Genomic DNA, 26,253 nt, shown 5'->3' on the forward strand with positions numbered 1-26,253 from the left:
GCCTGATCTCTAATCGGTCGCCCGCGGAGGTCGGTTTACCCGCGCGGGCCTCTCTATCTTGACCTTTGGTCCCATCCGCAGTAGATACCGCGCACTCGCAGCCGGCCCGTTAGACGCGGATTTCCGGCGCGGCTTTGAAATCCCCGAACAATCGAGCCCGATTTCCGGCTCATCCTTCGACAGAGGGCTGGGCCAACGGCGGCTGTTCGGATCCCTGAAATTCATTCGCGTCTGTCGACGGACGTTGGACATCAAACGATGGCAGTCAGCCCGTTCAAGTTCTTGCAGGAAGTGCGCTCGGAGACCGCCAAGGTCACCTGGCCGACCCGCCGCGAGACCACGATCACCACCATCATGGTGTTCGTCATGGTCGCCGTGGCCTCGATCTTCTTCTTCGCCGCCGACCAGATCATCCGCGTCCTCATCACCTTCCTTCTGGGCATTCACTGATGGCAACAGCAACGGCTCAATTGTCTGACAAGCGCTGGTACATCGTCCACGCCTATTCGAACTTCGAGAAGAAGGTCGCCGAATCGATCCGCGAGCAGGCCAAGCAGCGCGGGCTCGAGGAGCTGTTCGAGCTGGTGTTGGTCCCGACCGAGAAGGTCACGGAAGTGCGCCGCGGCCGCAAGATCGACGCCGAGCGCAAGTTCTTCCCGGGCTACGTGCTGGTTAAGATGAAGCTGACCGACGAGGCGTTTCATCTGATCAAGAATACGCCGAAGGTGACCGGCTTCCTCGGCGCGGAAAACAAGCCGATGCCGATCTCGGAAGCCGAGGCCATGCGCATTCTGCACCAGGTGCAGGAGGGCGTGGAACGGCCGAAGGCGTCGGTGTCGTTCGAGATCGGTGAGAACGTGCGCGTGGCCGACGGCCCGTTTGCCTCGTTCTCGGGTGTGGTCGAGGAAATCGACGAGGCGCGGTCGCGCGTGAAGGTCGCGGTGTCGATCTTCGGTCGTGCCACGCCGGTCGAACTGGAATTCGGTCAGGTCGAGAAGGTCTGATCGGGTAGGCGTGAGGCTTCGGTCTCGCGCAACAAGAGGCCGTGGGAGGGAGAGGGCGGTTGCCAGCCGCATCCGACCCAGACCACGAACCTGAAACCGCCGGCCCAGGCCGGCCCAACAGGAGTGATACATGGCAAAGAAAGTGACCGGATACCTGAAGCTTCAGGTCCCGGCCGGTGCGGCGAATCCTTCGCCCCCGATCGGTCCCGCGCTCGGTCAGCGCGGTCTCAACATCATGGAGTTCTGCAAAGCGTTCAACGCCCAGACCCAGAAGGAAGAGAAGAATACCCCGATTCCCGTCGTGATCACGATCTACGCCGATCGTTCGTTCACGTTCGAGATGAAGACGCCGCCGATGTCCTTCTTCCTCAAGCAGGCTGCCAAGATCCAGTCCGGCTCCAAGGCGCCGGGCCGTGACAAGGCGGGCGCGGTGACCAAAGCGCAGGTGCGCGAGATCGCCGAGAAGAAGATGAAGGATCTCAATTGCGACTCGATCGAGTCGGCCATGAAGATGGTCGAGGGCTCTGCCCGTTCGATGGGTCTGGAAGTGGCGGGGTAAGGGCTCATGGCAATCGGAAAGCGTTTGAACAAAGCCCGCGAAGGTATTGATCGCGAAAAGCTTTACCCGCTCGCGGACGCCATCAAGATGGTCAAGGAACGCGCGAAAGCGAAGTTCGACGAGACCATCGAGGTTGCGATCAATCTCGGCGTCGATCCGCGTCACGCCGACCAGATGGTCCGCGGTGTCGTGACCCTGCCGAACGGCACCGGCCGTACGCTCCGCGTCGGCGTGTTCGCCCGCGGCGCCAAGGCCGACGAAGCCAAGGCTGCCGGAGCCGATGTCGTCGGCGCCGAGGACCTGGTCGAGAAAGTGCAGAACGGTACGATCGATTTCGACCGCTGTATCGCAACCCCCGACATGATGCCGCTGGTCGGCCGCCTTGGTAAGGTGCTCGGCCCGCGCGGCCTGATGCCGAACCCGAAGATCGGCACCGTGACCATGGACGTCACCGGCGCCGTGAAGGGCGCCAAGGGCGGCTCGGTCGAGTTCCGCGTCGAAAAGGCCGGCATCCTGCAGGCTGGCGTCGGCAAGGCCTCGTTCACCGAGGAAAAACTGGTCGAGAACATCAAGGCTCTCGCTGACGCTGTCTCCAAGGCCAAGCCGGCCGGTTCCAAGGGCACCTACATCCAGCGCGTTGCGGTGTCCTCGTCGATGGGTCCCGGCGTGAAGGTCGAGCCGGGCACCATTCTCGGCTAAGGTTTGGAAACGACATGAGGCGAGGGGCGGAATTGGGCAACCGATTCCGCCCCTCGTCGTTTGTGACGGCGTTCACCGGAAACAAGAACAATGACTGACAAGGTCCTGATCTACTCGCGCTTTCCCAAGACGATGATGGCGCGCTTCGCCGAGCGGTTCGAGCTGCTCGACACCGGCGGCAAGCCGGCGCGGGAGATGTTTTCGGCCGATGAGCTCGGCGGCATCCGCGCGGTGCTCACCGCCGGCGGCACGCCGCTGGGCGCGGAGGCGATGGACCTGTTTCCGAAGCTCGGCGCCATCGTCTGCTACGGCACTGGCTATGACGGTGTTGACCTGAAGGCCGCGGCTGCCCGCAACATCGCGGTCGGACATAGCCCGGGCGCCAATGCGGCCTCGGTCGCCGACATCGCGATGACCCTGATGCTCGCGACGACGCGGCGAATCCTGGTTGCCGACCAGTACGTCCGCAGCGGCGATTGGGCCGCGTCAAAGCCCTCGCCGATGATGCGCCCGCAGGCCGGGATGCCGGGCCGCCGCATCGGCGTCTACGGCATGGGCGAGATCGGCCGCAAGATCGCAGCGCGCTGCGCCGCTTTCGAGTGCGAGATCGGCTATTTCAGCCGCAGCAAATCCGATCTGCCCTATCAATATTTCCCGACGCTGGAGGCGCTGGCCGACTGGTGCAGCGTGCTGATGATTGCGGTCCGGGCAGGAGCCGAGACCCAGCATGCCGTCAGCGCCGACATCCTCAAGCGCCTCGGGGCGGACGGCTATGTCGTCAACATCTCCCGCGGCTCGGTGATCGACGAGAAAGCTCTGGTGGCGGCGCTCACCGAGAGGACCATCGCCGGCGCGGGTCTCGACGTCTACGACAAGGAACCGCACGCCCCCGACGCGCTGACGGCGCTCCCAAATGTCGTGTTCGCCCCCCATATCGGCGGCCACACCCTCGAATCGCACGTCGCCATGCAGAGCTGCGTGCTGGCGAACCTGACCGCGTTTTTCGAAGGCAAGCCACTGCCTTACAGGGTCAAATGAGCCTGAATCGGCCCTTGTCGGCCCGGGTCAAGCGCCTGCGGCAACGGAGTGGAACTGGTGTGAATTTTGCTCTTGGCAAGCAGGCCCCGAGCGGTTAAAGAACCGCTTCCGGACGTGCCGGCCTCGGCTGGCGCGTTCGTGCACGCATTCCGAAAACAAGCGATGGAGATCATTCCTTTTCAGGGCGTCCGTGAGGATTTGCCGGAAAAGGAGGGAAACCCGTCGGGTGTGGGATGCGGGCAGAGGTCGGGCGGTTCGCCGGCTGACCTTGTCCTGTCCAAGACTGCAGGCGCCCGCGGGGAATTTCGATTTCTCAACGGCTTAATTGCATGGCCTGCATAGACGGGTGAAGACCGGATTTCACGTCGTGGCCGCCTTAAGGTCGGTTGCGGAATGGGTTTGGTTCGGACCTCGACACGCCGTGGGCTCCAACGAGCTCCCGGAGGGCAGGCTTTGAATTGTCGTCTTGCCCGGCGTGTCCGATGGGTTTGGCCCTGAGGTTCAGGTTTGGGCGGGACGATGGGTGCAACCCGGCGGTCCCGCTTTCGCGATGACCGCCAACCGGAAAGAGCTTGCTGTGGAACGAGCGGCAAAAAAGGAAGCGGTCGAACAGCTCAATGGGGTCTTCAAGACCACGAGCGTCGCGGTCGTTGCCCAATATTCCGGCCTGACCGTTGCCCAGATGCAGAAGCTGCGCTCGCAGATGAAGCAGGCTGGCGCCTCGGTGAAGGTCTCGAAGAACCGTCTCGCCAAAATTGCTCTTGAAGGCACTGACGTCGTTGCCATCGGCCCCATGCTGAAGGGACCGACCGTGATCGCCACTTCGGACGATCCGGTAGCGGCGCCAAAGGTCGCCGTCGAATTCGCCAAGGCGAACGAAAAGTTCGTCATCATTGGTGGCTCGATGGGAACGACCGTCCTGAATGTCGACGGCGTGAAGGCTCTTGCCTCGCTGCCGTCGCTTGACGAACTGCGCGCCAAGATCGTCGGCCTGCTTGTGGCCCCGGCGACCAAGATCGCTCAGCTCGCCAACGCGCCCGCGGGCAAGCTCGCGCGCGTCATCCAGGCTTATGCCTCAAAGGGCGAAGCGGCCTGACGCCCTTCGCAAAACTCAAACCCGAACCAGACTTACATTCAAGGAAACTGAACAATGGCTGACCTGCAGAAGATCGTTGACGACCTCTCGAGCCTCACCGTGCTCGAAGCTGCCGAACTCGCGAAGCTCCTCGAAGAGAAGTGGGGCGTTTCGGCTGCCGCGGCTGTCGCCGTGGCCGGCCCGGCTGGTGGTGGCGCCGCCGCCGCTCCGGCCGAAGAGAAGACCGAGTTCACGGTCGTTCTTGCCGCCGCCGGCGACAAGAAGATCGAGGTCATCAAGGAAGTCCGCGCCATCACCGGCCTGGGCCTGAAGGAAGCAAAGGACCTCGTCGAGGGCGCGCCGAAGCCTGTCAAGGAAGGCGTGAACAAGGACGAAGCCGAGAAGCTCAAGGCCCAGCTCGAGAAGGCTGGCGCGAAGGTCGAGCTCAAGTAAGCAGCGCTTACTGGCACGAGATCCCGGTCAGCATCATCGCAACCGGGATCTCGGTCCACTCCCTGAAGGGGTGGGCCAGATGCAAAAGGCGTGCGACGGAACGACCCGACGCAGGCCGAACACGAAAAAGTGTGGGGATTTGAGGGTTTGTCCCTCGAATCTGCACTAATGTCGCCCCATATCGGGTCGGCAGCACGAAAGCGCGGTGGGCAGGGATGCCGCATTCCCTGTAAGCCGTTGGGAGAGCAAGCTATTTCGGGCTTTTGCAGTCCGTGAAGAGGTTGGTTGTGACGGGCGGGCGCGCTCCTGCGCCCCGCGCGTCGTTTTGCGTTTTGAAGGTCTGAAGAACAGATTCAGGACATTCCTGCCTGAAACTGAGTCTCCGGCCCCCAAGACGGGTTCGAAAAATTCAACCCGGGGAGCGGCGGTCGCCGCGTTCCGGAGGGCGCGCCCAAATCGGGCGACGAAAATGAGAGGCCACGATGGCGCAGCAGACATTCACCGGTCGCAAACGCGTTCGCAAGTTCTTCGGACACATCAAGGAAGTGGCCGAGATGCCGAACCTCATCGAGGTTCAGAAGGCGTCCTATGACCAGTTCCTGATGGTCGACGAGCCCCAGGGCGGGCGGTCGGACGAGGGCTTGCAGGCGGTGTTCCGCTCGGTGTTCCCGATCTCGGACTTCTCGGGCACCTCGATGCTGGAATTCGTCCGCTACGAGTTCGAGCCGCCGAAATACGACGTCGACGAGTGCCGCCAGCGCGGCATGACCTTCGCGGCCCCCCTCAAGGTGACGCTGCGCCTCATCGTGTTCGATATCGACGAGGAAACCGGCGCGAAGTCGGTCAAGGACATCAAGGAGCAGGACGTCTACATGGGCGACATCCCGCTCATGACGATGAACGGCACCTTCATCGTCAACGGCACCGAGCGCGTCATCGTCTCGCAGATGCACCGTTCGCCGGGCGTGTTCTTCGATCACGACAAGGGCAAGACCCATTCGTCGGGCAAGCTGCTGTTCGCCGCCCGCGTGATCCCGTATCGCGGCTCCTGGCTCGACATCGAGTTCGACGCCAAGGACATCGTCTATGCGCGTATCGACCGTCGCCGCAAGCTTCCGGTGACGTCGCTGATGTTCGCGCTCGGTCTTGACGGCGAGGCGATCCTCAGCACCTTCTACAAGAAGATCCAGTACAAGCGGATCAAGGAGGGCTGGCGTGTTCCGTTCGACGCCAATCGTTTCCGCGGCTACTCGACCATCAACGACCTGATCGACGCCGATACCGGCAAGGTCGTGCTCGAAGCCGGCAAGAAGCTCACCGTGCGCGGTGCGCGTCAGATGCAGGAGAAGGGCCTGAAGGCGCTGCGCCTGTCGGATGCGGAGCTCGTCGGCAACTACATCGCCGAGGACCTCGTCAATCCCAAGACCGGCGAGATCCACGCGGAAGCCGGTGAAGAGATCACCGACAAGTCGATGAAGGCTCTCAACGAGCAGGGCTACAAGGAACTGCCGCTGCTCGACATCGACCACGTCAATGTCGGCGCCTACATCCGCAACACGCTCTCGGCCGACAAGAACATGACGCGTGAGGACGCGCTGTTCGACATCTACCGCGTGATGCGTCCGGGCGAGCCGCCGACGCTGGATTCGGCCCAGGCGATGTTCCAGTCGCTGTTCTTCGACGCCGAGCGCTACGACCTCTCTGCGGTCGGCCGCGTCAAGATGAACATGCGCCTCGACCTCGATGCGCCCGACACCCAGCGCACGCTGCGCAAGGAAGACATCCTCTCGGTCATCAAGACGCTGGTGGATTTGCGCGACGGCAAGGGCGAGATCGACGACATCGACCATCTCGGCAACCGCCGTGTGCGTTCGGTCGGCGAGCTCATGGAGAACCAGTACCGCATCGGCTTGCTCCGCATGGAGCGCGCGATCAAGGAGCGCATGTCTTCGGTCGACATCGACACGGTCATGCCGCAGGACCTGATCAACGCCAAGCCGGCGGCCGCCGCCGTGCGCGAGTTCTTCGGCTCCTCGCAGCTCTCGCAGTTCATGGACCAGACCAACCCGCTGTCGGAGATCACCCACAAGCGCCGCCTGTCGGCACTTGGACCGGGCGGTCTGACCCGCGAGCGCGCCGGCTTCGAGGTGCGCGACGTGCATCCGACGCATTACGGCCGCATCTGCCCGATCGAGACGCCGGAAGGCCCGAACATCGGCCTGATCAACTCGCTCGCGACCTTCGCGCGCGTGAACAAGTACGGCTTCGTCGAGACGCCTTACCGCAAGGTCAAGGACGGGCGTGTCACCGACGAGGTCGTGTACCTCTCGGCAATGGAAGAGGGCCGCTACACGGTCGCGCAGGCCAACGTGCCGCTCGACCCGAAGGGCCGCTTCACCGAAGATCTCGTGGTCTGCCGTCACGCCGGCGAAGTCTTGCCGGTGACCCCGGACAAGGTCGACTACATGGACGTGTCGCCGAAGCAGCTCGTTTCGGTCGCAGCCGCGCTGATCCCGTTCCTCGAGAACGACGACGCCAATCGCGCGCTGATGGGCTCGAACATGCAGCGCCAGGCGGTGCCGCTGGTTCGTGCCGAAGCGCCGTTCGTCGGCACCGGCATGGAAGGCGTGGTTGCGCGTGACTCGGGTGCTGCGATCGCGGCGCGCCGTTCGGGCGTGATCGACCAGATCGACGCAACCCGCGTCGTCATCCGCGCCACGGAAGATCTCGATCCGACCAAGTCGGGCGTCGATATCTACCGGCTGATGAAGTACCAGCGCTCCAACCAGTCGACCTGCATCAACCAGCGTCCGCTGGTGAAGGTCGGCGACATCGTCAAGAAGGGCGACATCATCGCCGACGGTCCGTCGACCGATCTCGGCGAGCTCGCGCTCGGTCGAAACGTGCTCGTCGCGTTCATGCCGTGGAACGGCTACAACTTCGAAGACTCGATCCTGCTCTCCGAGCGGATCGTGAAGGAAGACGTGTTTACCTCAATTCATATCGAAGAATTCGAGGTGATGGCCCGTGACACCAAGCTCGGACCCGAGGAAATCACCCGCGACATTCCGAACGTCTCGGAAGAAGCGCTGAAGAACCTCGACGAAGCCGGCATCGTGTACATCGGCGCGGAAGTGCGCGCTGGCGACATCCTGGTCGGCAAGATCACGCCGAAGGGCGAAAGCCCGATGACGCCGGAAGAAAAGCTCCTGCGCGCCATCTTCGGCGAGAAGGCTTCCGACGTCCGCGACACCTCGCTGCGCGTTCCTCCGGGCGTGCAGGGCACCATCGTCGAAGTGCGCGTGTTCAACCGGCACGGCGTCGACAAGGACGAGCGTGCGCTGGCGATCGAGCGGGAAGAGATCGAGCGTCTGGCCAAGGACCGCGACGACGAGCAGGCGATCCTGGACCGCAACGTCTACAACCGTCTTGCCGAGCTGCTCGAGGGACGGCAGGGCATCGCCGGTCCGAAGGGCTTCAAGAAGGACACCAAGATCACCCGTGCGGTGCTCGAGGAGTACCCGAAGTCGCAGTGGTGGCTGTTCGCTTCGCCGAACGACAAGCTGATGGCCGAGATCGAGGCCATGCGGAAGCAGTACGACGAGTCGAAGAAGGGGCTGGAACAGCGCTTCCTCGACAAGGTCGAAAAGCTTCAGCGCGGTGACGAATTGCCGCCCGGCGTGATGAAGATGGTCAAGGTCTTCGTCGCGGTGAAGCGCAAGATCCAGCCCGGCGACAAGATGGCCGGCCGCCACGGCAACAAGGGCGTGGTGTCGAAGATCGTGCCGATCGAGGACATGCCGTTCCTCGAAGACGGTACGCATGCCGACATCGTGCTCAATCCGCTCGGCGTGCCCTCGCGCATGAACGTCGGACAGATCCTCGAGACCCATCTCGGCTGGGCCTGTGCCGGCCTCGGCAAGCGTATCGGCCAGACGGTCGATGCCTATTTGTCGAAGCAGGACATCCGGCCGCTGAAGGAAACCTTGAAGAAGGTCTACGGCGAGGACGAGACGATCAAGTCGCTCAACGACAACGAGTTGATCGAGCTCGGCCACAATCTGAGCCGCGGCGTTCCGATCGCGACGCCGGTGTTCGACGGCGCCAAGGAAGCCGACATCGAGGAGATGCTGAAGCTTGCCGGTCTGGACGCTTCGGGCCAGTCGACCGTCTATGACGGTCGCACCGGCGACGCCTTCGACCGCAAGGTGACGGTGGGCTACATCTACATGCTCAAGCTGCACCATCTCGTCGACGACAAGATCCACGCGCGTTCGATCGGTCCGTACTCGCTCGTTACCCAGCAGCCGCTGGGCGGCAAGGCGCAGTTCGGTGGCCAGCGTTTCGGCGAAATGGAAGTGTGGGCGCTCGAGGCTTACGGCGCGGCGTACACGCTCCAGGAGATGCTGACCGTGAAGTCGGACGACGTCGCCGGCCGTACCAAGGTGTACGAGGCGATCGTGCGTGGCGACGACACCTTCGAGGCCGGTATTCCGGAATCGTTCAACGTGCTGGTCAAGGAAATGCGCTCGCTCGGCCTCAACGTCGACTTGCACAATTCCAAGGTCGGACCGGGGACGGCGGAAGCGGCCGAGTAATACGACCCTCATGCCCGGCCTGAATGGCCGGGCATCGGCGCCCAGTCCTCGAATCGCGAGGGCAGGGCGCCCCGCATAGTGATTTTCGAATTTGCTGCCGGAGGCGACCGGCACGCGAGGAGAAGACGATGAACCAAGAAATTATGAATCTCTTTAATCCGACGACGCCGGCTCAGGTCTTCGACCAGATCCGGATCTCGATCGCGAGCCCCGAGAAGATTCTGTCCTGGTCGTACGGCGAGATCAAGAAGCCGGAAACCATCAACTACCGTACCTTCAAGCCCGAGCGCGACGGCCTGTTCTGCGCCCGCATCTTCGGGCCGATCAAGGACTACGAGTGCTTGTGCGGCAAGTACAAGCGCATGAAGTACAAGGGCATCATCTGCGAGAAGTGCTCGGTCGAGGTCACGCTGTCGCGCGTCCGGCGCGAGCGCATGGGCCATATCGAGCTCGCAGCTCCCGTCGCCCACATCTGGTTCCTGAAGTCGCTGCCCTCGCGCATCGGCCTCCTGCTCGACATGACGTTGAAGGATCTCGAGCGGATCCTCTACTTCGAATATTACGTCGTGCTCGAGCCCGGCCTCACCGCGCTGAAGGACCGTCAGCTCTTGTCGGAAGACGAGTATCTGAAGGCGCAGGACGAGTATGGCCAGGATTCCTTTACCGCCATGATCGGCGCGGAAGCGATCCGCGAGCTGCTCAAGGGCATGGATCTCGAGAAGCTCGAGCTGACCTTGCGCGCGGAGATGCAGGAGACCGACTCCGACATCAAGCACAAGAAGCTCGCCAAGCGCCTGAAGATCGTGGAAGCGTTCCGCCACTCCGGCAACAAGCCGGAATGGATGATCATGACCGTGGTCCCGGTGATTCCGCCGGACCTGCGTCCGCTGGTGCCGCTGGACGGCGGCCGCTTCGCGACCTCGGACCTCAACGACCTCTACCGCCGCGTCATCAACCGCAACAACCGCTTGAAGCGGCTGATGGAGCTGCGCGCGCCGGACATCATCATCCGCAACGAGAAGCGCATGCTTCAGGAGGCCGTCGACGCGCTGTTCGACAACGGCCGCCGCGGCCGCGTCATCACCGGTGCCAACAAGCGTCCGCTGAAGTCGCTCGCCGACATGCTCAAGGGCAAGCAGGGCCGGTTCCGTCAGAACCTGCTCGGCAAGCGCGTCGACTATTCGGGCCGTTCGGTGATCGTGGTCGGTCCCGAGCTGCGCCTGCATCAGTGCGGCCTGCCGAAGAAGATGGCGCTCGAGCTGTTCAAGCCGTTCATCTACTCGCGGCTTGACGCCAAGGGCCTGTCCACCACCGTGAAGCAGGCGAAGAAGCTGGTCGAGAAGGAGCGGCCCGAGGTCTGGGACATCCTGGACGAGGTCATCCGCGAGCATCCGGTGCTGCTCAACCGCGCACCGACGCTGCATCGCCTCGGCATCCAGGCGTTCGAGCCCGTGCTGATCGAGGGCAAGGCGATCCAGCTCCACCCGCTGGTCTGCGCCGCGTTCAACGCCGACTTCGACGGCGACCAGATGGCCGTGCACGTCCCGCTGTCGCTGGAAGCGCAGCTGGAAGCGCGCGTCCTGATGATGTCGACCAACAACATCCTGCATCCGGCGAACGGCCAGCCGATCATCGTGCCGTCGCAGGACATCGTGCTCGGTCTCTATTACGTCTCCATCATGCGCGAAGGCCTGCCCGGCGAGGGCAAGATCTTCGGCGAGATGGCGGAGCTCGAGCACGCGCTGCACGCGAAGGTCATCCACCTCCACACCAAGATCAAGTACCGGTGGGAAGGCATCGACGATACCGGCAAGATCTCCAAGCGCTGGATCGAGACCACCGCTGGCCGCGTCATGCTGGGCAATTTGCTGCCGAAGAATCCGCGTGTTCCCTACGAGATCATCAACAAGCTGATGACCAAGCGCGAGATCTCCGGCGTCATCGACCAGGTCTACCGCCACTGCGGTCAGAAGGAGACGGTGATCTTCTGCGACCGCATCATGGCGCTCGGCTTCTACAACGCGTTCAAGGCCGGCATCTCGTTCGGCAAGGACGACATGGTCGTGCCGCACTCCAAGTGGAAGATCGTCGAGACCACCCGTACGCTGGCGAAGGATTTCGAGCAGCAGTACAACGACGGTCTGATCACCCATGGCGAGAAGTACAACAAGGTCGTCGACGCCTGGTCGAAGGCCACGGAAGAAATCGCCAAGGCGATGATGAAGGAGATCTCCTCGACCAAGAAGACGGCGAGCGGGGCGGATGCCGACATCAACTCGATCTACATGATGGCTCACTCCGGTGCCCGCGGTTCGCCGGCCCAGATGCGCCAGCTCGCCGGCATGCGCGGCCTGATGGCCAAGCCGTCGGGCGAGATCATCGAGACGCCGATCATCTCGAACTTCAAGGAAGGCCTCTCGGTGCTCGAGTACTTCAACTCGACCCACGGCGCCCGCAAGGGCCTCGCGGACACCGCGTTGAAGACCGCGAACTCCGGCTACCTGACCCGTCGTCTCGTCGACGTCGCGCAGGACTGCATCATCACGCAGGACGATTGCGGCACCAAGCTCGGCATCAAGATGCGCGCCATCGTCGATGCCGGCACCGTGGTCGCTTCGCTCGGCTCGCGCATCCTCGGACGCACGGCCTGCGAAGACGTGCGTGATAGCACGGGCAAGGTGATCTTCAAGCGCGGTACGCTGATGGAAGAGAGCCATCTGGATGCCATCCATCAGGGCGGCGTCCAGGAGGTGAAGATCCGCTCGGCGCTGACCTGCGAGCTCGTCAACGGCATCTGCGGCAAGTGCTACGGCCGCGATCTCGCTCGCGGCACGCCGGTCAACCACGGCGAAGCGGTCGGCGTCATCGCGGCGCAGTCGATCGGCGAGCCTGGTACCCAGCTCACCATGCGTACCTTCCACATCGGCGGTGCGGCGCAGCTGAACGAGCAATCTTTCGTCGAATCCAACTTCGACGGCAAGATCGTGATCAGGAACAAGGCCATCGCCCGCAACAGCGACGGCCACCTGGTCGCGATGGTTCGCAACATGGTGATCGCGATCGTCGATGCCGACGGCACCGAGCGTGCGACGCACCGTATTCAGTACGGTTCGCGCCTGCACGTCGACGAGGGCGATATGGTCAAGCGCGGCCAGCGTATCGTCGAATGGGATCCCTACACCCGTCCGCTCCTCACCGAGGTCGAAGGCACCATCGGCTTCGAGGATCTGGTCGAGGGACAGTCGATCTCGGAAACGCTCGACGAGGCCACCGGTATTGCCAAGCGCGTGGTCATCGACTGGCGCTCGATGCGCGGCGGCGGGGACCTGCGTCCCGCCATCGTGATCAAGGGCAAGGACGGCAAGGTGCTCAAGCTCGCCCGTGGCGGCGATGCTCGCTACATGCTGTCGGTCGACGGCATTCTGTCGGTCGATGTCGGAGCCAAGGTCCAGGCGGGCGACATTCTCGCCCGTGTCTCGACCGAAAGCGCGAAGACGCGCGACATCACCGGCGGTCTGCCGCGGGTGGCGGAATTGTTCGAGGCTCGGCGTCCGAAGGATGCGGCGATCATCGCCGAAATCGCGGGCACCATCCGGTTTGGGCGCGACTACAAGAACAAGCGTCGCATCTCGATCGAGCCGATGGACAAGACCGACGAAGCGCGCGAGTACCTGATCCCGAAGGGCAAGCACATCCACCTTCAGGACGGCGACGTCGTCGAAAAGGGCGACTTCATCGTGGAAGGCAACCCGGCGCCGCACGACATTCTGGCGGTCAAGGGCATCGAGGAACTCGCGGCCTATCTGGTCAACGAGATCCAGGAGGTCTACCGGCTCCAGGGCGTGCTCATCAACGACAAGCACATCGAGGTGATCGTCCGTCAGATGCTCCAGAAGGTGGAAGTCACCGACCAGGGCGACACGGACATGATCTCGGGCGAGCAGATCGACAAGATCGAGTTCGACCAGATCAACGCGAAGGCCAAGGAAGAGGGCAAGAAGATCGCCACGGGAACGCCGGTTCTGCTCGGCATCACCAAGGCGAGCCTTCAGACCCGCTCCTTCTTCTCGGCGGCCTCGTTCCAGGAGACCACCCGCGTCCTCACGGAAGCGGCGGTCAACGGCAAGGTCGATCCGCTCGAAGGCCTCAAGGAGAACGTCATCGTCGGCCGGCTGATTCCGGCAGGCACCGGCGCCTCCATGGCGAAGATCCGCGAAGTCGCCGTGAAGCGCGACAAGATGATCCTCGACGAGCGCGAGAAGCAGGCGGCCGTCGTGCCGCCGGCGCCGGAAGTGGAGCCGATGGCGCTGCCACCCGCGGAATGATCGTTCATCCGTAGGAATACCGAGGACACTGAAAAGGCCGGCGAAAGCCGGCCTTTTTGCTGCTTTGTTTCCCTGTTGCGGTGCAGGATCAACCTTTGTTCATCTTTCCTTCAGGCGCAAAAGCGCTTCTGCTAGGAGAGCTTAGACCGGTGGTCCCGTGAAGGGGGCGGGCCGGAGACCACGGAATTCTCATGCTTGATCTCGCAATCGTAGGCGGCGGCCCCGGCGGGCTGATGAGCGCTTGGTATCTGAAGCGCAAGCTCGGCGACCTCTGCCGCGTCACCATCTACGAGGCATCCGACCGGCTCGGCGGCAAGATCGTCACGCGCAAATTCGATTCCGCGCCCGCGATGTACGAGGCCGGCGTTGCCGAGATCTACGACTACTCGATGACCGGGCCGGATCCGTTGCGCGAGTTGATCCAGCATTTCGGCTTGCAGACCATTCCGATGGATGCCGAGCAAGTCCAGTTCGGCGGCGAGCTCCTCAACGACGTCGCGGGGATGCGCCGCAAATACGGCGCCAAGACCGCAGCCGCAATCGAGGCGTTCCGTAAGCGCTGCGCCGAGGCGATGACGCCGATCGAATATTACGAGGGCGTCGGCGCGCACGACAACGAGAATCCCTGGGCCTACAAGACCGCCGAACAGGTGCTCGACGAGGAGGTCGAGGACGAGACCGCAAAGCGATTCTTCAAGGTGATGGCACGCTCGGACCTCGCGACCGAGAGCCACAACACCAACGGGCTCAACGCGCTCAAGAACTACCTGATGGATGTCGACGGCTACATCGGCCTTTATTCCATCCAGAACGGCAACGAGCAGCTCATCGAGTGCCTCCAGTCGGAGGTCAATGCCGACATCCAGCTCAATCACCGCATCCTCACGGTCGGGAAGGCGCCGACCGGCCGCTATCAGCTCAAGATGATGAACGGCAAGGGGCCGGAGACGCGCGACTTCGACCTTGTGCTGGTCTGCTTGCCGCATTCCTGGCTCGGGACCGTCGGCTGGGAGGGCGAACAGCTCCGCAAGTCGATGGTCAAGCACGTCTCGTACTTCGATCGCCCCGCGCACTATTTGCGTGTCTCGATCCTGTTCGACACGCCCTTCTGGGGCGACAAGATCGCCGGCGCCTGGTTCATGTCGGAAGCCTTTGGCGGTTGCTGTGTCTACAACGAGGGTGCGCGCCATGATGTGGGCAAGCACGGCGTACTGAACTGGCTGATTCCGGGCTCCGACGCGCTGGCCTTTGCGAATCTCTCCGACCAGGAGCTGATCGATGCCGCGCTGAAATCGCTGCCGGCATCGCTCGGCGATGCGCGCGCCCATTTCTTGGAAGGCAAGATCCACCGCTGGCTGTCGTCGGTGAACGCGATTCCGGGCGGCTTGCCCGTGCGCGATGTCATGACCAATCACCGGCCGGAGCCGAAGGAACATCCCGGAATCGTGGTGGTCGGCGACTATCTGTTCGACTCGACGCTGAACGGCCTGCTCGATTCCTCGGACGCGGCGACCGACATCATCTTGACCGAGATGATGCGCCTGCGCCGCGAGCGTTCGCAGGACGACAAGCCGCTCTCGGACAAGATCGATCGCGACTATTTCGACAATTATCGCGGCCAGGGTCCCTACAGCGAAGTGTGGCAACACTTCACCGATCCCGACTATCTCACAAAACTGATCGGCATTGTCTGGGGCAAGGCCAAAGGCACGAAGCTCTTGATCGCGGGCTCGGCCAGCGGCGAACTTGTCGGCGCGCTGCGCGACCGCGGCATCGATGCCTTCGGCATCGAGAATAACCGCGCCATTCACGCCAGAACGCCGAAGGCGCTGAAGAAGTACAACAAGCTCGGTTCGATCACCGACATGCCGTTCAAGGACGGTGCGTTCGACTTCGTGTTCGAGACCAGCCTCTGCCACGTTTCCCCGAAGCAGGTGGTCCGTGCGATCAGGGAGCTGAACCGTGTGGTCAAGACCGGCCTCGTGTTCGGCTCGGTCACCTCGGACATGGCGCCGGCACTGATCGACCGCTACGACCTCCTGCGTGGGGTCAAGAAGCTCGGCACCTGGTGGGAATGGTCCGAACTGTTCTTCGGCAACGGCTTCGAGCTGTCGATGCACCGCAAGGACTGCACCGATGCGCTCTGGGAGGCGACGCTCGCCGCCAACAAGGGGCCGGGCCAGTGGTACGCCGACGCCGATTCCCTGCGCTATTCCTTTTTCGACAAGGTCGAGGACGAGGAAGACGACTAGCCGCCTGAAACGGGCGCCTTCGCCAATTGTTTTGCCGAATTCATCCTGATCGCATAGAATCGATGCAATAGCGGTTTCCGCTATTTCCTTCTTTCTCTACGGTCATGCCGGCCGTCAGCATCGGTTGGTTTCATGGCGTCCAAGCCCCTCCCGCCCGACAAACAGAAGCTCGCCGCGGAAGAGGCGGCCGAGCTCGACGACAAGCTCGCCCCTATCGCCAAGCCGGCCCTCGAAGACGACGAGGACGACGAGGACGACGAAGACGAGGAGGATGGCGGGCTGGAGCTCGATGACGACGATGAGGACGAGGACCTCGTCGTCTTTACCGCGCGCGAGGCCGCCGGCGCGCTCGCGACCATCCTGGGCTTCGTCAAACCCTTCCTGGTCAATTACAAGCAGATGCTGTCCTTCGTGGCGTTCGGCGTCTTCGTCGAGACGCTCTTCAACGTCATCATGCCGCTCAGCCTGAAGTACCTGATCGACGACGCGCTCGGCGAGGAGGATTTTCAGGCGCTGTACAAGATCCTCGGCGTGCTCGCGGTCGCGGGCATCTTCACCTCGATCGTCGCGGTCTGGTACGAGCGCTGGGATGCGCGGCTCGCGGCGTGCATCATCTCCGACGTCCGCAAACGGCTGTTCGAGCACGTCCAGGACCTGCCGGCGGCCTATTTCGGCCGCACCAAGCGCGGCGAGATCCTGTCGCGCTTCTCAGTCGACCTCGCGGCCTTCGAGGGGTCGGTCAAGACCTTCGCCAACAGTGCGGCACTGCCGTTCCTGGAGTTGATCGCCGGCATCATCCTGATGGTGTTCCTGAACTGGCAGCTCGCGGCGGTTGCGCTGCTGGTGTTCCCGATCACGCTGATCGGTCCCCGCATGCTTACGCCGAAGGCCGTTCAGGCGAATTACGAGCAGAAGCTCAATGAGTCCGCGCTGCTCGGCATGGTGCAGGAGAACGTGGCGGCGCAGGCCGTGATCAAGGCGTTCAGCCTGCAACGCCGGATGTTCGGGTTCTTCAAATTCCGCAACGACGAGACGCGAAACAAGATGGCCTCGGCGGCGTTCCTGTCGACCATGGTGGAGCGGACGGTCACCATCTCGGTGCTGCTCCTGCATCTCGTCGTGCTCGCGATCGGCGCGTATCTGGCGACCAAGGGTCAGATCACCATCGGCACCTTCGTCACCTTCGAGAGCGCGTTCTGGGAGGTGTCCTACAATATCGCCCATGTGATGCATTTCATCCCGGTGTCGATCTCCTCGGCAGCCGCGATTCGTCACATGCAGGAGTTGCTCGACGAGCCCACGCGCAGCGCCGATCGTGCCGGCGCGCCCGATCTGCCGCGCATCACCAACGACATCACCTTCGACCACGTGACCTTCCAGTACGAAGGCAGCCAGACGCCGGTGCTGGACAATCTCAGTCTCAAGCTCAGTGTCGGCAAGCGCATTGCCATCGTCGGTCCCTCGGGCTCCGGCAAGAGCACGCTGCTGAATCTGATCCTGCGGCTCTATGTGCCGGACGAGGGGCGCGTCGCCATCGACGGCGTCGACGTCCGCAAGGTGACGCTGGATTCGCTGCGCCGGAGCATGGCGGTGGTGTTCCAGGAGAACATGCTCTTCAACATGTCGATCCGGGAGAACATCCGGCTCGGCAAGGAGGGCGCGACCGACGAGGAGGTGGAGGAGGCGGCCAAGAAGGCCGAGATCCACCGTTACATCATGAGCCTGCCGCAAAGATACGACACGCCGGTGGGCGAGCGCGGCGATACCTTGTCGGGCGGCCAGCGCCAGCGTATCGCGATCGCGCGCGCGGTCATCCGTAATCCCTCCGTGCTGCTGCTGGACGAAGCCACTTCGGCGCTCGACCAGACCACGGAAGCCGCGATCAACCGCACGCTGCTGAAGGTTGCCAAGGGCCGCACCATGATCTGGTCGACCCACCGCCTGACCTCGGTGGTCGAGATGGACGAGATCATCGTGATTTCAGGGGGCAGGGCGATCGAGCGCGGCTCTCATGCGGAACTGCTCGCCAAGAACGGCACCTATCGCAAGCTGTGGAACGACCAGATCCACCAACCGCATGGCGCGCCGGCTCACGTCGACGAGGACAGCGACGATGACGACGAGGATGAAGCCGAGCTCGACGAGGGCGATGAGGAGGAATGACCGAGAAAGTTCGGCTCCAGATCGAAGGCTCCTCCAAGCGGCCGCAATAGCCCCTGAATCGACCAGGCAATGAAGCGTGCCCAGCGCTGCGCCGTCCAATAGGGGCTGGTCGCAATGGAGACTGAGCGGAAGTCGAATGCCTTCGCCGCCGACCAATCGTCGCACGCCCGCTTGACCGGATCTGCGTAGAAGGTGGCGATCTTGCTTGTATCCATCCCGTCGGAGGCCAGCCATCGCGGGATGTAGAGGTTGCAGAGCCGCTCGACGTCGGTGAAGACCTTGTCGCAGCCGGTGCCGGCGGCCGGGCAGGAGGTCGAGAAGGCGTCGCCCACTAGCACGAGGCCGGGTTGGCCACTTGGGTCGTTCACGTAGAGATCGACCGGGCGGATCTTCAGCTCACCGGGAATGTCGAATGGTCCGGTGATGCGCTTGAGCCGTGGCAGCGCGGCGTTCAACGTCTCGGCGGGCGCGCGGCGCAGCTCAAGCAGCCAGGGATCGTCGAAGCTGCGGTAGACGAACAGATTGGCGCGCATCCGCATCCCGATCGGAAAAAGTGTGAGGTAGGGAATGCGGTCGCTCGGCCGTTCCGAGAAATAGGTCAGCGCCGGGAAGTCGAACGAGTCCCGTCCCGCGGGCACCACGTCGAACCCGACCGAAATCGAATGGCAGGCACTGACGACTTTTCGCGAAATTCCCAGCTGGTGGCGCAGGCCGACGTTGAGGCCGTTGGCGAGCACGACCAGCCGGGCGGAGACCATCTCGTCGTTGGAGAGAGTGACCTTCTGCCGCTCCGCACTTGTCTCGACCAAGACGGCCTTGGCGCAGATGCGCTCGACGCCGGCAGGAATTTCGTCGCGGACAGCGTTGACGAGGGAATCGTAGAGGATGTTGAACTGCCGGCTTGGCGCCTTGTCGAGAAGGCGGCCGAAGCGCGCGATCCAGTTCTCGCCCACAAAGGTCGCGCGGCGCAGCACCGATTCGGCGATTCCCGTCTGCAGGAATCGCCCGACCTGCACGTGACCACTGAGTTTTTCGACTCGAAAGTCCGCCGAATAGCTCTCATGCGGATCGATCAGGATGGTCGAAATGCCGCTACGGCCGAGCATCGCGGCGGCGGTCGAGCCGGACAATCCCCCGCCGATAATGGCAATGTCGGTGTACCGCATGGTGCTAATCTCTGCCCAAGGCGGCACATTGGCGCTCCAACCGGAAAGAAAGCCTTAGCCAAAGGTTACAAAAGTATATTTAACCCGGGTATAAATTGGATTCGAGGTGGCGGAACGCGCTCTTCGTTTCCATATCGCGAACGTGCAGCGAGCGGCCCGTGAAGCGATTTCGGCAGGCGCGGGAAGCGCTTCTGACTGACGTTTCGCCTTGACTTGACCGACTCCCACTTATAGAACCCCCTCACTTAACGACAGGCGGTGAGCATCGCCAACGTCGGAACGGGCCACCTGTTTGATCCCCTGGGATCGCCAAGACAGGCACCAACCTCGACGAATGCCGCTCAAACGCTGTCGATCATAGCTAGGCAATGCCAGTGCGATTTTAGGTCTCGTGAGCATGTTCTCTCGAGATCGAATTCGGATGCATGACCTCGGTGCGCGGACCGCAGCTTCAAGCTGACCGGTTCAACTACTGCGGTCCTCTGTGGCGTCGAAGCGCTTTCCGCCCGTTGATGGGTGGTTGGCGCGATTTCGCTTTGTGCGGATTGTTCCGCGCAAGGCGGCCTCGTCGGGCGGGTAGCTCGAAAGAATTTGCGGACCCGGTGACGGGCCGCGGCAGAACACAAAGGGTAATGCCAGGATGCCGACGATCAACCAGCTGATCGCTCAACCGCGGGAAGTGCAGAAGTCGCGCAAGAAGGTGCCGGCACTGCAGCAGTCGCCGCAGAAGCGCGGTGTTTGCACGCGCGTTTACACCACGACCCCGAAGAAGCCGAACTCGGCGCTTCGTAAGGTTGCCAAGGTGCGCCTGACCAACGGCTTCGAGGTGATCGGCTACATCCCCGGTGAGGGCCATAACCTCCAGGAGCACTCGGTGGTCATGATCCGCGGCGGTCGCGTCAAGGACTTGCCCGGCGTGCGCTACCACATCCTCCGCGGCGTTCTGGATACCCAGGGCGTCAAGAACCGTAAGCAGCGCCGTTCGAAGTACGGCGCCAAGCGTCCGAAGTAAGCGGGAACCAGGTCCATGTCTCGTCGCCATTCTGCCGAAAAGCGCGAAGTCCTTCCCGATCCGAAGTTCGGGAACATCATCGTCACGAAGTTCATGAATTCGGTGATGTACGCCGGAAAGAAGTCGGTCGCCGAAGGCATCGTCTACGGCGCGTTCGGCCTCATCGAAAGCAAGACCAAGCAGAACCCGCTCGGCGTGTTCGAGCAGGCACTCGAGAACGTCATGCCGACGATCGAAGTGCGCTCCCGCCGCGTCGGCGGCGCGACCTATCAGGTTCCGGTCGAAGTTCGCTCGGTGCGCCGTCAGGCGCTGGGCATTCGCTGGCTGATCTCGGCTGCGCGCGATCGCAACGAGAAGACGATGACCGAGCGGCTCTCTGCGGAGCTCCTGGACGCGTCGAACAACCGGGGTAACGCCGTCAAGAAGCGCGAAGACGTGCACCGGATGGCGGAAGCCAACCGCGCCTTCTCGCACTATCGCTGGTAACGGCGACACACGGAATCTAAGGAACACTCCATGCCCCGCGTTCATGCCATAGAGAACTACCGTAACTTCGGTATCATGGCGCATATCGATGCCGGCAAGACCACGACCACCGAGCGCATCCTCTATTACACCGGCAAGAGCCACAAGATCGGCGAAGTGCACGAAGGTGCCGCGACGATGGACTGGATGGAGCAGGAGCAGGAGCGCGGCATTACGATTACCTCGGCCGCGACCACCGCGTTCTGGGAAGGCAAGCGTCTCAACATCATCGACACTCCCGGCCACGTCGACTTCACCATCGAGGTCGAGCGCAGCCTGCGCGTGCTCGACGGCGCCGTGTGCGTGCTCGACTCGAACCAGGGCGTCGAGCCCCAGACCGAGACGGTCTGGCGCCAGGGCGACAAGTACAAAGTTCCGCGCATCGTCTTCGCCAATAAGATGGATAAGACCGGCGCCGACTTCTACAAGTGCATGCAGGATATCGTCGACCGCCTCGGCGCGAAGCCGATCGCGATCCAGCTTCCGATCGGCTCCGAGAACAACTTCAAGGGTCTGGTCGATCTCGTTCGTATGAAGGGCGTGGTCTGGGAAGAAGAGAAGCTCGACGCCAAGTTCGTCGACATCGACATTCCCGAGGACATGGTCGAGAAGGCCAAGGAATATCGCGAGAAGCTGTTGGAAGCCGCCGTCGAGCTCGACGACGAAGTTCTCGCCGCTTACCTTGACGGCAAGGAGCCGGACGAGGCGACGTTGAAGCGCTTGATCCGCAAGGCCGTGCTGACTGGCGCGTTCTTCCCGGTATTGTGCGGTTCGGCGTTCAAGAACAAGGGCGTGCAGCCTTTGCTCGACGCGGTCGTGGATTATCTGCCGTCGCCGGTTGACGTGCCCGCCATCAAGGGCGTCGATGAAGACGGCAACGAGGTCGTTCGCCTGCCGGACGACAAGGAACCGCTGGCTCTGTTGGCCTTCAAGATCATGGACGACCCGTTCGTCGGCACCATCACCTTCTGCCGCATCTATTCCGGCACGCTGCTGTCGGGCACCGGCGTCATCAATTCGACGCGCGACCGCAAGGAGCGCATCGGGCGCATGTTGCTGATGCATGCGAACAACCGCGAAGACATCAAGGAAGCCTATGCCGGCGACATCGTCGCGCTGGCTGGCCTGAAGGAAGCGCGCACCGGTGACACGCTGTGCGATCCCGACAAGGCGGTGATCCTCGAAAAGATGGAATTCCCCGAGCCGGTCATCGAGATCGCGATCGAACCCAAGTCCAAGGCCGACCAGGAAAAGCTCGGCGTGGCGCTGGCGAAGCTCGCTGCGGAGGATCCGTCCTTCCGCGTGTCGACCGACCAGGAGTCCGGCCAGACCATCCTCAAGGGCATGGGCGAACTCCATCTCGACATCAAGGTCGACATTCTCCGCCGCACCTACAAGGTCGACGCCAACATCGGCGCGCCGCAGGTGGCGTTCCGTGAGCGCGTCACCAAGAGGGCCGAGGTCAAGTACACTCACAAGAAGCAGACCGGCGGTACCGGTCAGTTCGCGGAAGTGTCGATCGTGGTCGAGCCGAACGAGCCCGGCAAGGGCTACGAGTTCGAGTCCAAGATCGTCGGCGGTGCGGTTCCGAAGGAATACATCCCCGGCGTCGAAAAGGGCCTCAACAGCGTGATGGGCTCTGGTGTCGTCGCGGGCTTCCCCGTGGTCGACGTCAAGGTTCAGCTCGTCGACGGTAAGTATCACGACGTCGACTCGTCGGCGCTCGCCTTCGAAATCGCATCGCGTGCTGCATTCCGCGAAGCCTTGCAGAAGGGCAAGTCCGTCCTGCTCGAGCCGATCATGAAGGTCGAAGTGGTGACCCCGGAAGATTACACCGGCTCCGTCATCGGCGACCTGAATTCCCGGCGCGGTCAGATCCAGGGTCAGGACATGCGCGGCAACGCCAACGTCATCAACGCGATGGTGCCGCTCATGAACATGTTTGGTTACGTGAATAACCTGCGCTCGATGAGCCAGGGTCGCGCGACCTTTACCATGCAGTTCGACCACTACGCAGAAGCGCCGGCCAACGTGTCGGCAGAAGTCCAGAAGAAGTTTGCCTGATTGTCGTCGGTCTCGAACTGACGATTGAACGGAGAGTCAAATGGCCAAAGCAAAGTTTGAACGTAACAAGCCGCACTGCAACATCGGCACCATCGGTCACGTCGACCATGGCAAGACGTCGCTGACCGCGGCGATCACCAAGGTCCTCGCCGAAGCCGGCGGCGCGACGTTCACGGCGTACGACCAGATCGACAAGGCGCCGGAAGAGAAGGCGCGCGGCATCACGATCTCGACGGCGCACGTCGAATACGAGACCAAGAACCGCCACTACGCGCACGTCGACTGCCCCGGCCACGCCGACTACGTGAAGAACATGATCACCGGCGCCGCCCAGATGGACGGTGCGATCCTGGTCGTGTCGGCCGCTGACGGTCCGATGCCGCAGACCCGCGAGCACATCCTGCTCGCCCGCCAGGTCGGCGTTCCCGCGCTCGTCGTGTTCCTCAACAAGTGCGACATGGTCGACGATCCGGAACTGCTCGAGCTCGTCGAGCTCGAGGTTCGCGAGCTGCTCTCGAAGTACGAATTCCCGGGCGACACCATCCCGATCATCAAGGGCTCGGCGCTCGCCGCCCTCGAGGATTCCGACAAGACGCTCGGCCATGACGCGATCCTCGAGCTGATGAAGCAGGTCGACGCTTACATTCCGCAGCCGGAGCGTCCGGTCGACCTTCCGTTCCTGATGCCGGTTGAAGACGTGTTCTCGATCTCGGGCCGCGGCACCGTCGTGACCGGCCGTGTCGAGCGCGGTATCGTCAAGGTCGGCGAGGAAATCGAGATCGTCGGTCTGCGCGCCACGCAGAAGACCACGGTCACTGGCGTCGAAATGTTCCGCAAGCTGCTCGATCAGGGCCAGGCCGGCGACAACATCGGTGCGCTGCTTCGCGGTACCAAGCGCGAGGACGTCGAGCGCGGCCAGGTGCTGTGCAAGCCGGGTTCGGTCAAGCCGCACACCAAGTTCAAGGCTGAGGCTTACATCCTCACCAAGGAAGAGGGCGGTCGTCACACCCCGTTCTTCACCAACTACCGTCCGCAGTTCTACTTCCGCACCACCGACGTGACCGGTGTCGTGCATCTGCCGGAAGGCACCGAGATGGTGATGCCGGGCGACAACATCGCGATGGAAGTGCACCTGATCGTGCCGATCGCGATGGAAGAGAAGCTCCGCTTCGCGATCCGCGAAGGTGGCCGCACCGTCGGCGCCGGCGTCGTCGCCTCGATCATCGAGTAATTACGAGAATAGGGATCGGCGAATAGCGAATGTGACATTCGCTATTCGCTATTCGCCACCCCACTGAAGAAAGACCACGGCAATGAACGGCCAAAACATTCGTATCCGTCTCAAGGCGTTCGACCATCGTATCCTCGATACGTCGACCCGCGAGATCGTGAACACGGCGAAGCGCACCGGCGCGCAGGTCCGCGGACCCATTCCGCTGCCCACCCGCATCGAGAAGTTCACCGTCAACCGTTCGCCGCACGTCGACAAGAAGAGCCGCGAGCAGTTCGAGATGCGCACTCACAAGCGCCTGCTCGACATCGTCGATCCGACCCCGCAGACCGTCGATGCTTTGATGAAGCTCGACTTGGCCGCCGGTGTCGACGTCGAGATCAAGCTCTAAGATTTTTGGATCACGTTCGCCACTAGCGGACAGAAAGAACAGGAAGCACGCCGATGCGCTCCGGAGTGATCGCACAAAAGGTCGGGATGACGCGGGTCTTTACAGAGGCCGGCGAACATATCCCCGTGACCGTGCTGAAGCTCGGCAATTGCCAGGTCGTAGGCCACCGCACCGAAGAGAAAAACGGTTATGTCGCGCTCCAGCTTGGTTCTGGCAGCCGCAAGACCGTGTACATGCCCAAGGCGGAGCGCGGCCAGTTCGCGGTCGCCAAGGTCGAGCCGAAGCGGCAGGTCGAGGAATTCCGCGTCTCCGCGGATCAGATGATCCCCGTCGGTGCCGAGATCCTGGCCGACCACTTCGTCGTCGGTCAGTTCGTCGACGTCACCGGTACTTCGGTCGGTAAGGGTTTTGCCGGCGGTATGAAGCGCTGGAACTTCGGCGGTCTGCGCGCCACCCACGGCGTCTCAGTCTCGCACCGTTCGATCGGTTCGACCGGTGGCCGTCAGGATCCGGGCAAGACCTGGAAGAACAAGAAGATGCCCGGTCACATGGGCGTCGACCGCATCACCACGCTCAACCTTCGGGTCGTCCAGCTCGACGTCGAGCGCGGCCTGATCCTCGTCGAAGGCGCCGTTCCCGGTTCCAAGGGCGGCTGGATCCGCGTGCGCGACGCCGTCAAGAAGCCGCTGCCTAAGGAAGCTCCGAAGCCCGGCAAGTTCAAGGTTGCTGGCGAAGCGGACGCTGCTCCGGCTGCGCAGGAGGCGTGAGATGGAATTGAAGGTCACCACCCTCGAAGGTAAGGAAGCAGGCTCGGTCCAGCTTTCCGACACCATTTTCGGCCTCGAGCCGCGCCAGGACATCATTGCACGTTGCGTGCAGTGGCAGCTCAACAAGCGCCAGGCCGGTACGCACAAGGCCAAGGGCCGCGCCGAGATCTGGCGCACCGGCAAGAAGATGTACAAGCAGAAGGGCACCGGTGGTGCTCGTCACGGCTCGGCTCGCGTGCCCCAGTTCCGCGGCGGTGGCCGTGCCTTCGGTCCGGTGGTGCGTTCGCACGCCACCGACCTGCCGAAGAAGGTCCGTGCGCTCGCCCTCAAGCATGCGCTCTCGGCCAAGGCCAAGGACGGCGATCTCATCGTGATCGACAAGGCCGCGCTGGAAGCCGCAAAGACCAAGGCGCTGCTCGGTCATTTCTCCGGTCTGGGTTTGACCAACGCGCTGATCATCGACGGCGCCGAGCTCAACAACGGCTTCGCCGCTGCGGCCCGCAACATCCCGAACATGGACGTGCTGCCGATCCAGGGCATCAACGTCTATGACATCCTGCGCCGTCGGAAGCTTGTTCTGACCAAGGCCGCCATCGATGCGCTGGAGGCGCGCTTCAAATGACGAAGAACATCGAGCCTCGCCACTACGACGTGATCCTGTCGCCGGTCGTGACCGAAAAGGCCACGATCGCCTCGGAGCACAACAAGGTGCTGTTCAAGGTGGCCGCGAAGGCGACCAAGCCGCAGATCAAGGAAGCGATCGAGAAGTTGTTCGACGTCAAGGTCAAGAGCGTCAACACGCTGGTCCGCAAGGGCAAGACCAAGATCTTCCGCGGCAATCTCGGCTCGCAGTCGAACTCCAAGCGCGCGATCGTGACTCTCGAAGAGGGTCACCGGATCGACGTGACCACCGGTCTGTAAGGTCGTACGA

General features: G+C 62.7%; 20 protein-coding genes. 19 read left to right on the forward strand and 1 reads right to left on the reverse strand.

The genetic code is table 11. The features are described 5' to 3' along the window. The first annotated feature begins 258 nt into the window (after positions 1-258). The 11 genes from secE to ACVIN2_RS37310 all read left to right on the forward strand — a co-directional run bounded on the left by secE (position 259) and on the right by ACVIN2_RS37310 (position 18,166). Positions 259-450, forward strand: a complete 192-nt coding sequence (gene secE / locus ACVIN2_RS37260; protein ID WP_007602984.1) for a preprotein translocase subunit SecE — start codon at positions 259-261, stop codon at positions 448-450. Then, positions 450-1,004 carry a transcription termination/antitermination protein NusG gene (nusG, locus tag ACVIN2_RS37265; RefSeq protein WP_007602985.1) on the forward strand — a complete coding sequence of 185 codons (555 nt, stop codon included), beginning with the start codon at positions 450-452 and terminating at the stop codon, positions 1,002-1,004. The genes secE and nusG overlap by 1 nt, the downstream gene beginning before the upstream one ends. 130 nt (positions 1,005-1,134) lie before the next feature. Next, positions 1,135-1,563: a 50S ribosomal protein L11 gene (gene rplK / locus ACVIN2_RS37270; RefSeq protein ID WP_007602986.1), complete on the forward strand. Its 429-nt coding sequence runs from the start codon at positions 1,135-1,137 to the stop codon at positions 1,561-1,563. Positions 1,564-1,569: 6 nt separating this feature from the next. Further along, positions 1,570-2,262: a 50S ribosomal protein L1 gene (gene rplA, locus ACVIN2_RS37275; protein ID WP_007602988.1), complete on the forward strand. Its 693-nt coding sequence runs from the start codon at positions 1,570-1,572 to the stop codon at positions 2,260-2,262. 90 nt (positions 2,263-2,352) lie between these two features. Continuing rightward, the gene (locus ACVIN2_RS37280; protein WP_456769429.1) at positions 2,353-3,300 is read left to right on the forward strand and encodes a 2-hydroxyacid dehydrogenase; all 948 of its coding nucleotides are present in this window, start codon (positions 2,353-2,355) and stop codon (positions 3,298-3,300) included. Between the two features lie 577 nt (positions 3,301-3,877). Continuing rightward, positions 3,878-4,396, forward strand: coding sequence for a 50S ribosomal protein L10 (gene rplJ / locus ACVIN2_RS37285; RefSeq protein WP_027567495.1), 519 nt, complete (start codon positions 3,878-3,880; stop codon positions 4,394-4,396). Positions 4,397-4,450: 54 nt separating this feature from the next. Beyond that, a complete protein-coding gene (gene rplL / locus ACVIN2_RS37290) occupies positions 4,451-4,828 on the forward strand; it encodes a 50S ribosomal protein L7/L12 (protein ID WP_007602994.1) in 378 nt (125 codons plus the stop codon). A gap of 482 nt (positions 4,829-5,310) precedes the next feature. Next, the gene (gene rpoB / locus ACVIN2_RS37295; RefSeq protein ID WP_007602996.1) at positions 5,311-9,426 is read left to right on the forward strand and encodes a DNA-directed RNA polymerase subunit beta; all 4,116 of its coding nucleotides are present in this window, start codon (positions 5,311-5,313) and stop codon (positions 9,424-9,426) included. A 128-nt stretch (positions 9,427-9,554) separates the two neighbouring features. Then, positions 9,555-13,751, forward strand: a complete 4,197-nt coding sequence (gene rpoC / locus ACVIN2_RS37300; protein WP_456769430.1) for a DNA-directed RNA polymerase subunit beta' — start codon at positions 9,555-9,557, stop codon at positions 13,749-13,751. A 191-nt stretch (positions 13,752-13,942) separates the two neighbouring features. Further along, on the forward strand, positions 13,943-16,003 hold the full coding sequence (locus tag ACVIN2_RS37305; RefSeq protein ID WP_456769431.1) for an FAD-dependent oxidoreductase: 2,061 nt from the start codon (positions 13,943-13,945) through the stop codon (positions 16,001-16,003). Positions 16,004-16,135: 132 nt separating this feature from the next. Beyond that, positions 16,136-18,166 (forward strand): ABC transporter ATP-binding protein, encoded by a 2,031-nt coding sequence (locus ACVIN2_RS37310; protein WP_456769432.1) that lies wholly within the window; start codon positions 16,136-16,138, stop codon positions 18,164-18,166. Here the strand turns inward: ACVIN2_RS37310 and ACVIN2_RS37315 are convergent. Further along, positions 18,094-19,332 carry an FAD-dependent oxidoreductase gene (locus ACVIN2_RS37315; RefSeq protein ID WP_456769433.1) on the reverse strand — a complete coding sequence of 413 codons (1,239 nt, stop codon included), beginning with the start codon at positions 19,330-19,332 and terminating at the stop codon, positions 18,094-18,096. The two genes, ACVIN2_RS37310 and ACVIN2_RS37315, sit on opposite strands and share 73 nt — an antisense overlap. 640 nt (positions 19,333-19,972) lie before the next feature. Between ACVIN2_RS37315 and rpsL the strand changes: the two genes are divergently transcribed. The 8 genes from rpsL (at position 19,973) to ACVIN2_RS37355 (ending at position 26,243) form a co-directional block, all read left to right on the forward strand. After that, positions 19,973-20,344, forward strand: a complete 372-nt coding sequence (gene rpsL, locus ACVIN2_RS37320; RefSeq protein ID WP_007603006.1) for a 30S ribosomal protein S12 — start codon at positions 19,973-19,975, stop codon at positions 20,342-20,344. 15 nt (positions 20,345-20,359) lie between these two features. Further along, complete coding sequence (rpsG, locus tag ACVIN2_RS37325; RefSeq protein ID WP_007603009.1) at positions 20,360-20,830, forward strand: 30S ribosomal protein S7; 471 nt, start codon at positions 20,360-20,362, stop codon at positions 20,828-20,830. A gap of 30 nt (positions 20,831-20,860) precedes the next feature. Continuing rightward, complete coding sequence (gene fusA, locus ACVIN2_RS37330; RefSeq protein WP_027518591.1) at positions 20,861-22,933, forward strand: elongation factor G; 2,073 nt, start codon at positions 20,861-20,863, stop codon at positions 22,931-22,933. Positions 22,934-22,973: 40 nt separating this feature from the next. Continuing rightward, positions 22,974-24,164: an elongation factor Tu gene (gene tuf / locus ACVIN2_RS37335; protein WP_018456453.1), complete on the forward strand. Its 1,191-nt coding sequence runs from the start codon at positions 22,974-22,976 to the stop codon at positions 24,162-24,164. Between the two features lie 82 nt (positions 24,165-24,246). Beyond that, positions 24,247-24,555 (forward strand): 30S ribosomal protein S10, encoded by a 309-nt coding sequence (gene rpsJ, locus ACVIN2_RS37340; RefSeq protein ID WP_002712302.1) that lies wholly within the window; start codon positions 24,247-24,249, stop codon positions 24,553-24,555. A gap of 53 nt (positions 24,556-24,608) precedes the next feature. After that, on the forward strand, positions 24,609-25,322 hold the full coding sequence (gene rplC / locus ACVIN2_RS37345) for a 50S ribosomal protein L3 (RefSeq protein ID WP_007603016.1): 714 nt from the start codon (positions 24,609-24,611) through the stop codon (positions 25,320-25,322). A 1-nt stretch (position 25,323) separates the two neighbouring features. Next, positions 25,324-25,944, forward strand: coding sequence for a 50S ribosomal protein L4 (gene rplD / locus ACVIN2_RS37350; protein ID WP_007603018.1), 621 nt, complete (start codon positions 25,324-25,326; stop codon positions 25,942-25,944). Continuing rightward, a complete protein-coding gene (locus ACVIN2_RS37355; RefSeq protein ID WP_007603019.1) occupies positions 25,941-26,243 on the forward strand; it encodes a 50S ribosomal protein L23 in 303 nt (100 codons plus the stop codon). The genes rplD and ACVIN2_RS37355 overlap by 4 nt, the downstream gene beginning before the upstream one ends. Positions 26,244-26,253: the final 10 nt, after the last annotated feature.

Source organism: Bradyrhizobium sp. USDA 3650, assembly GCF_054057395.1.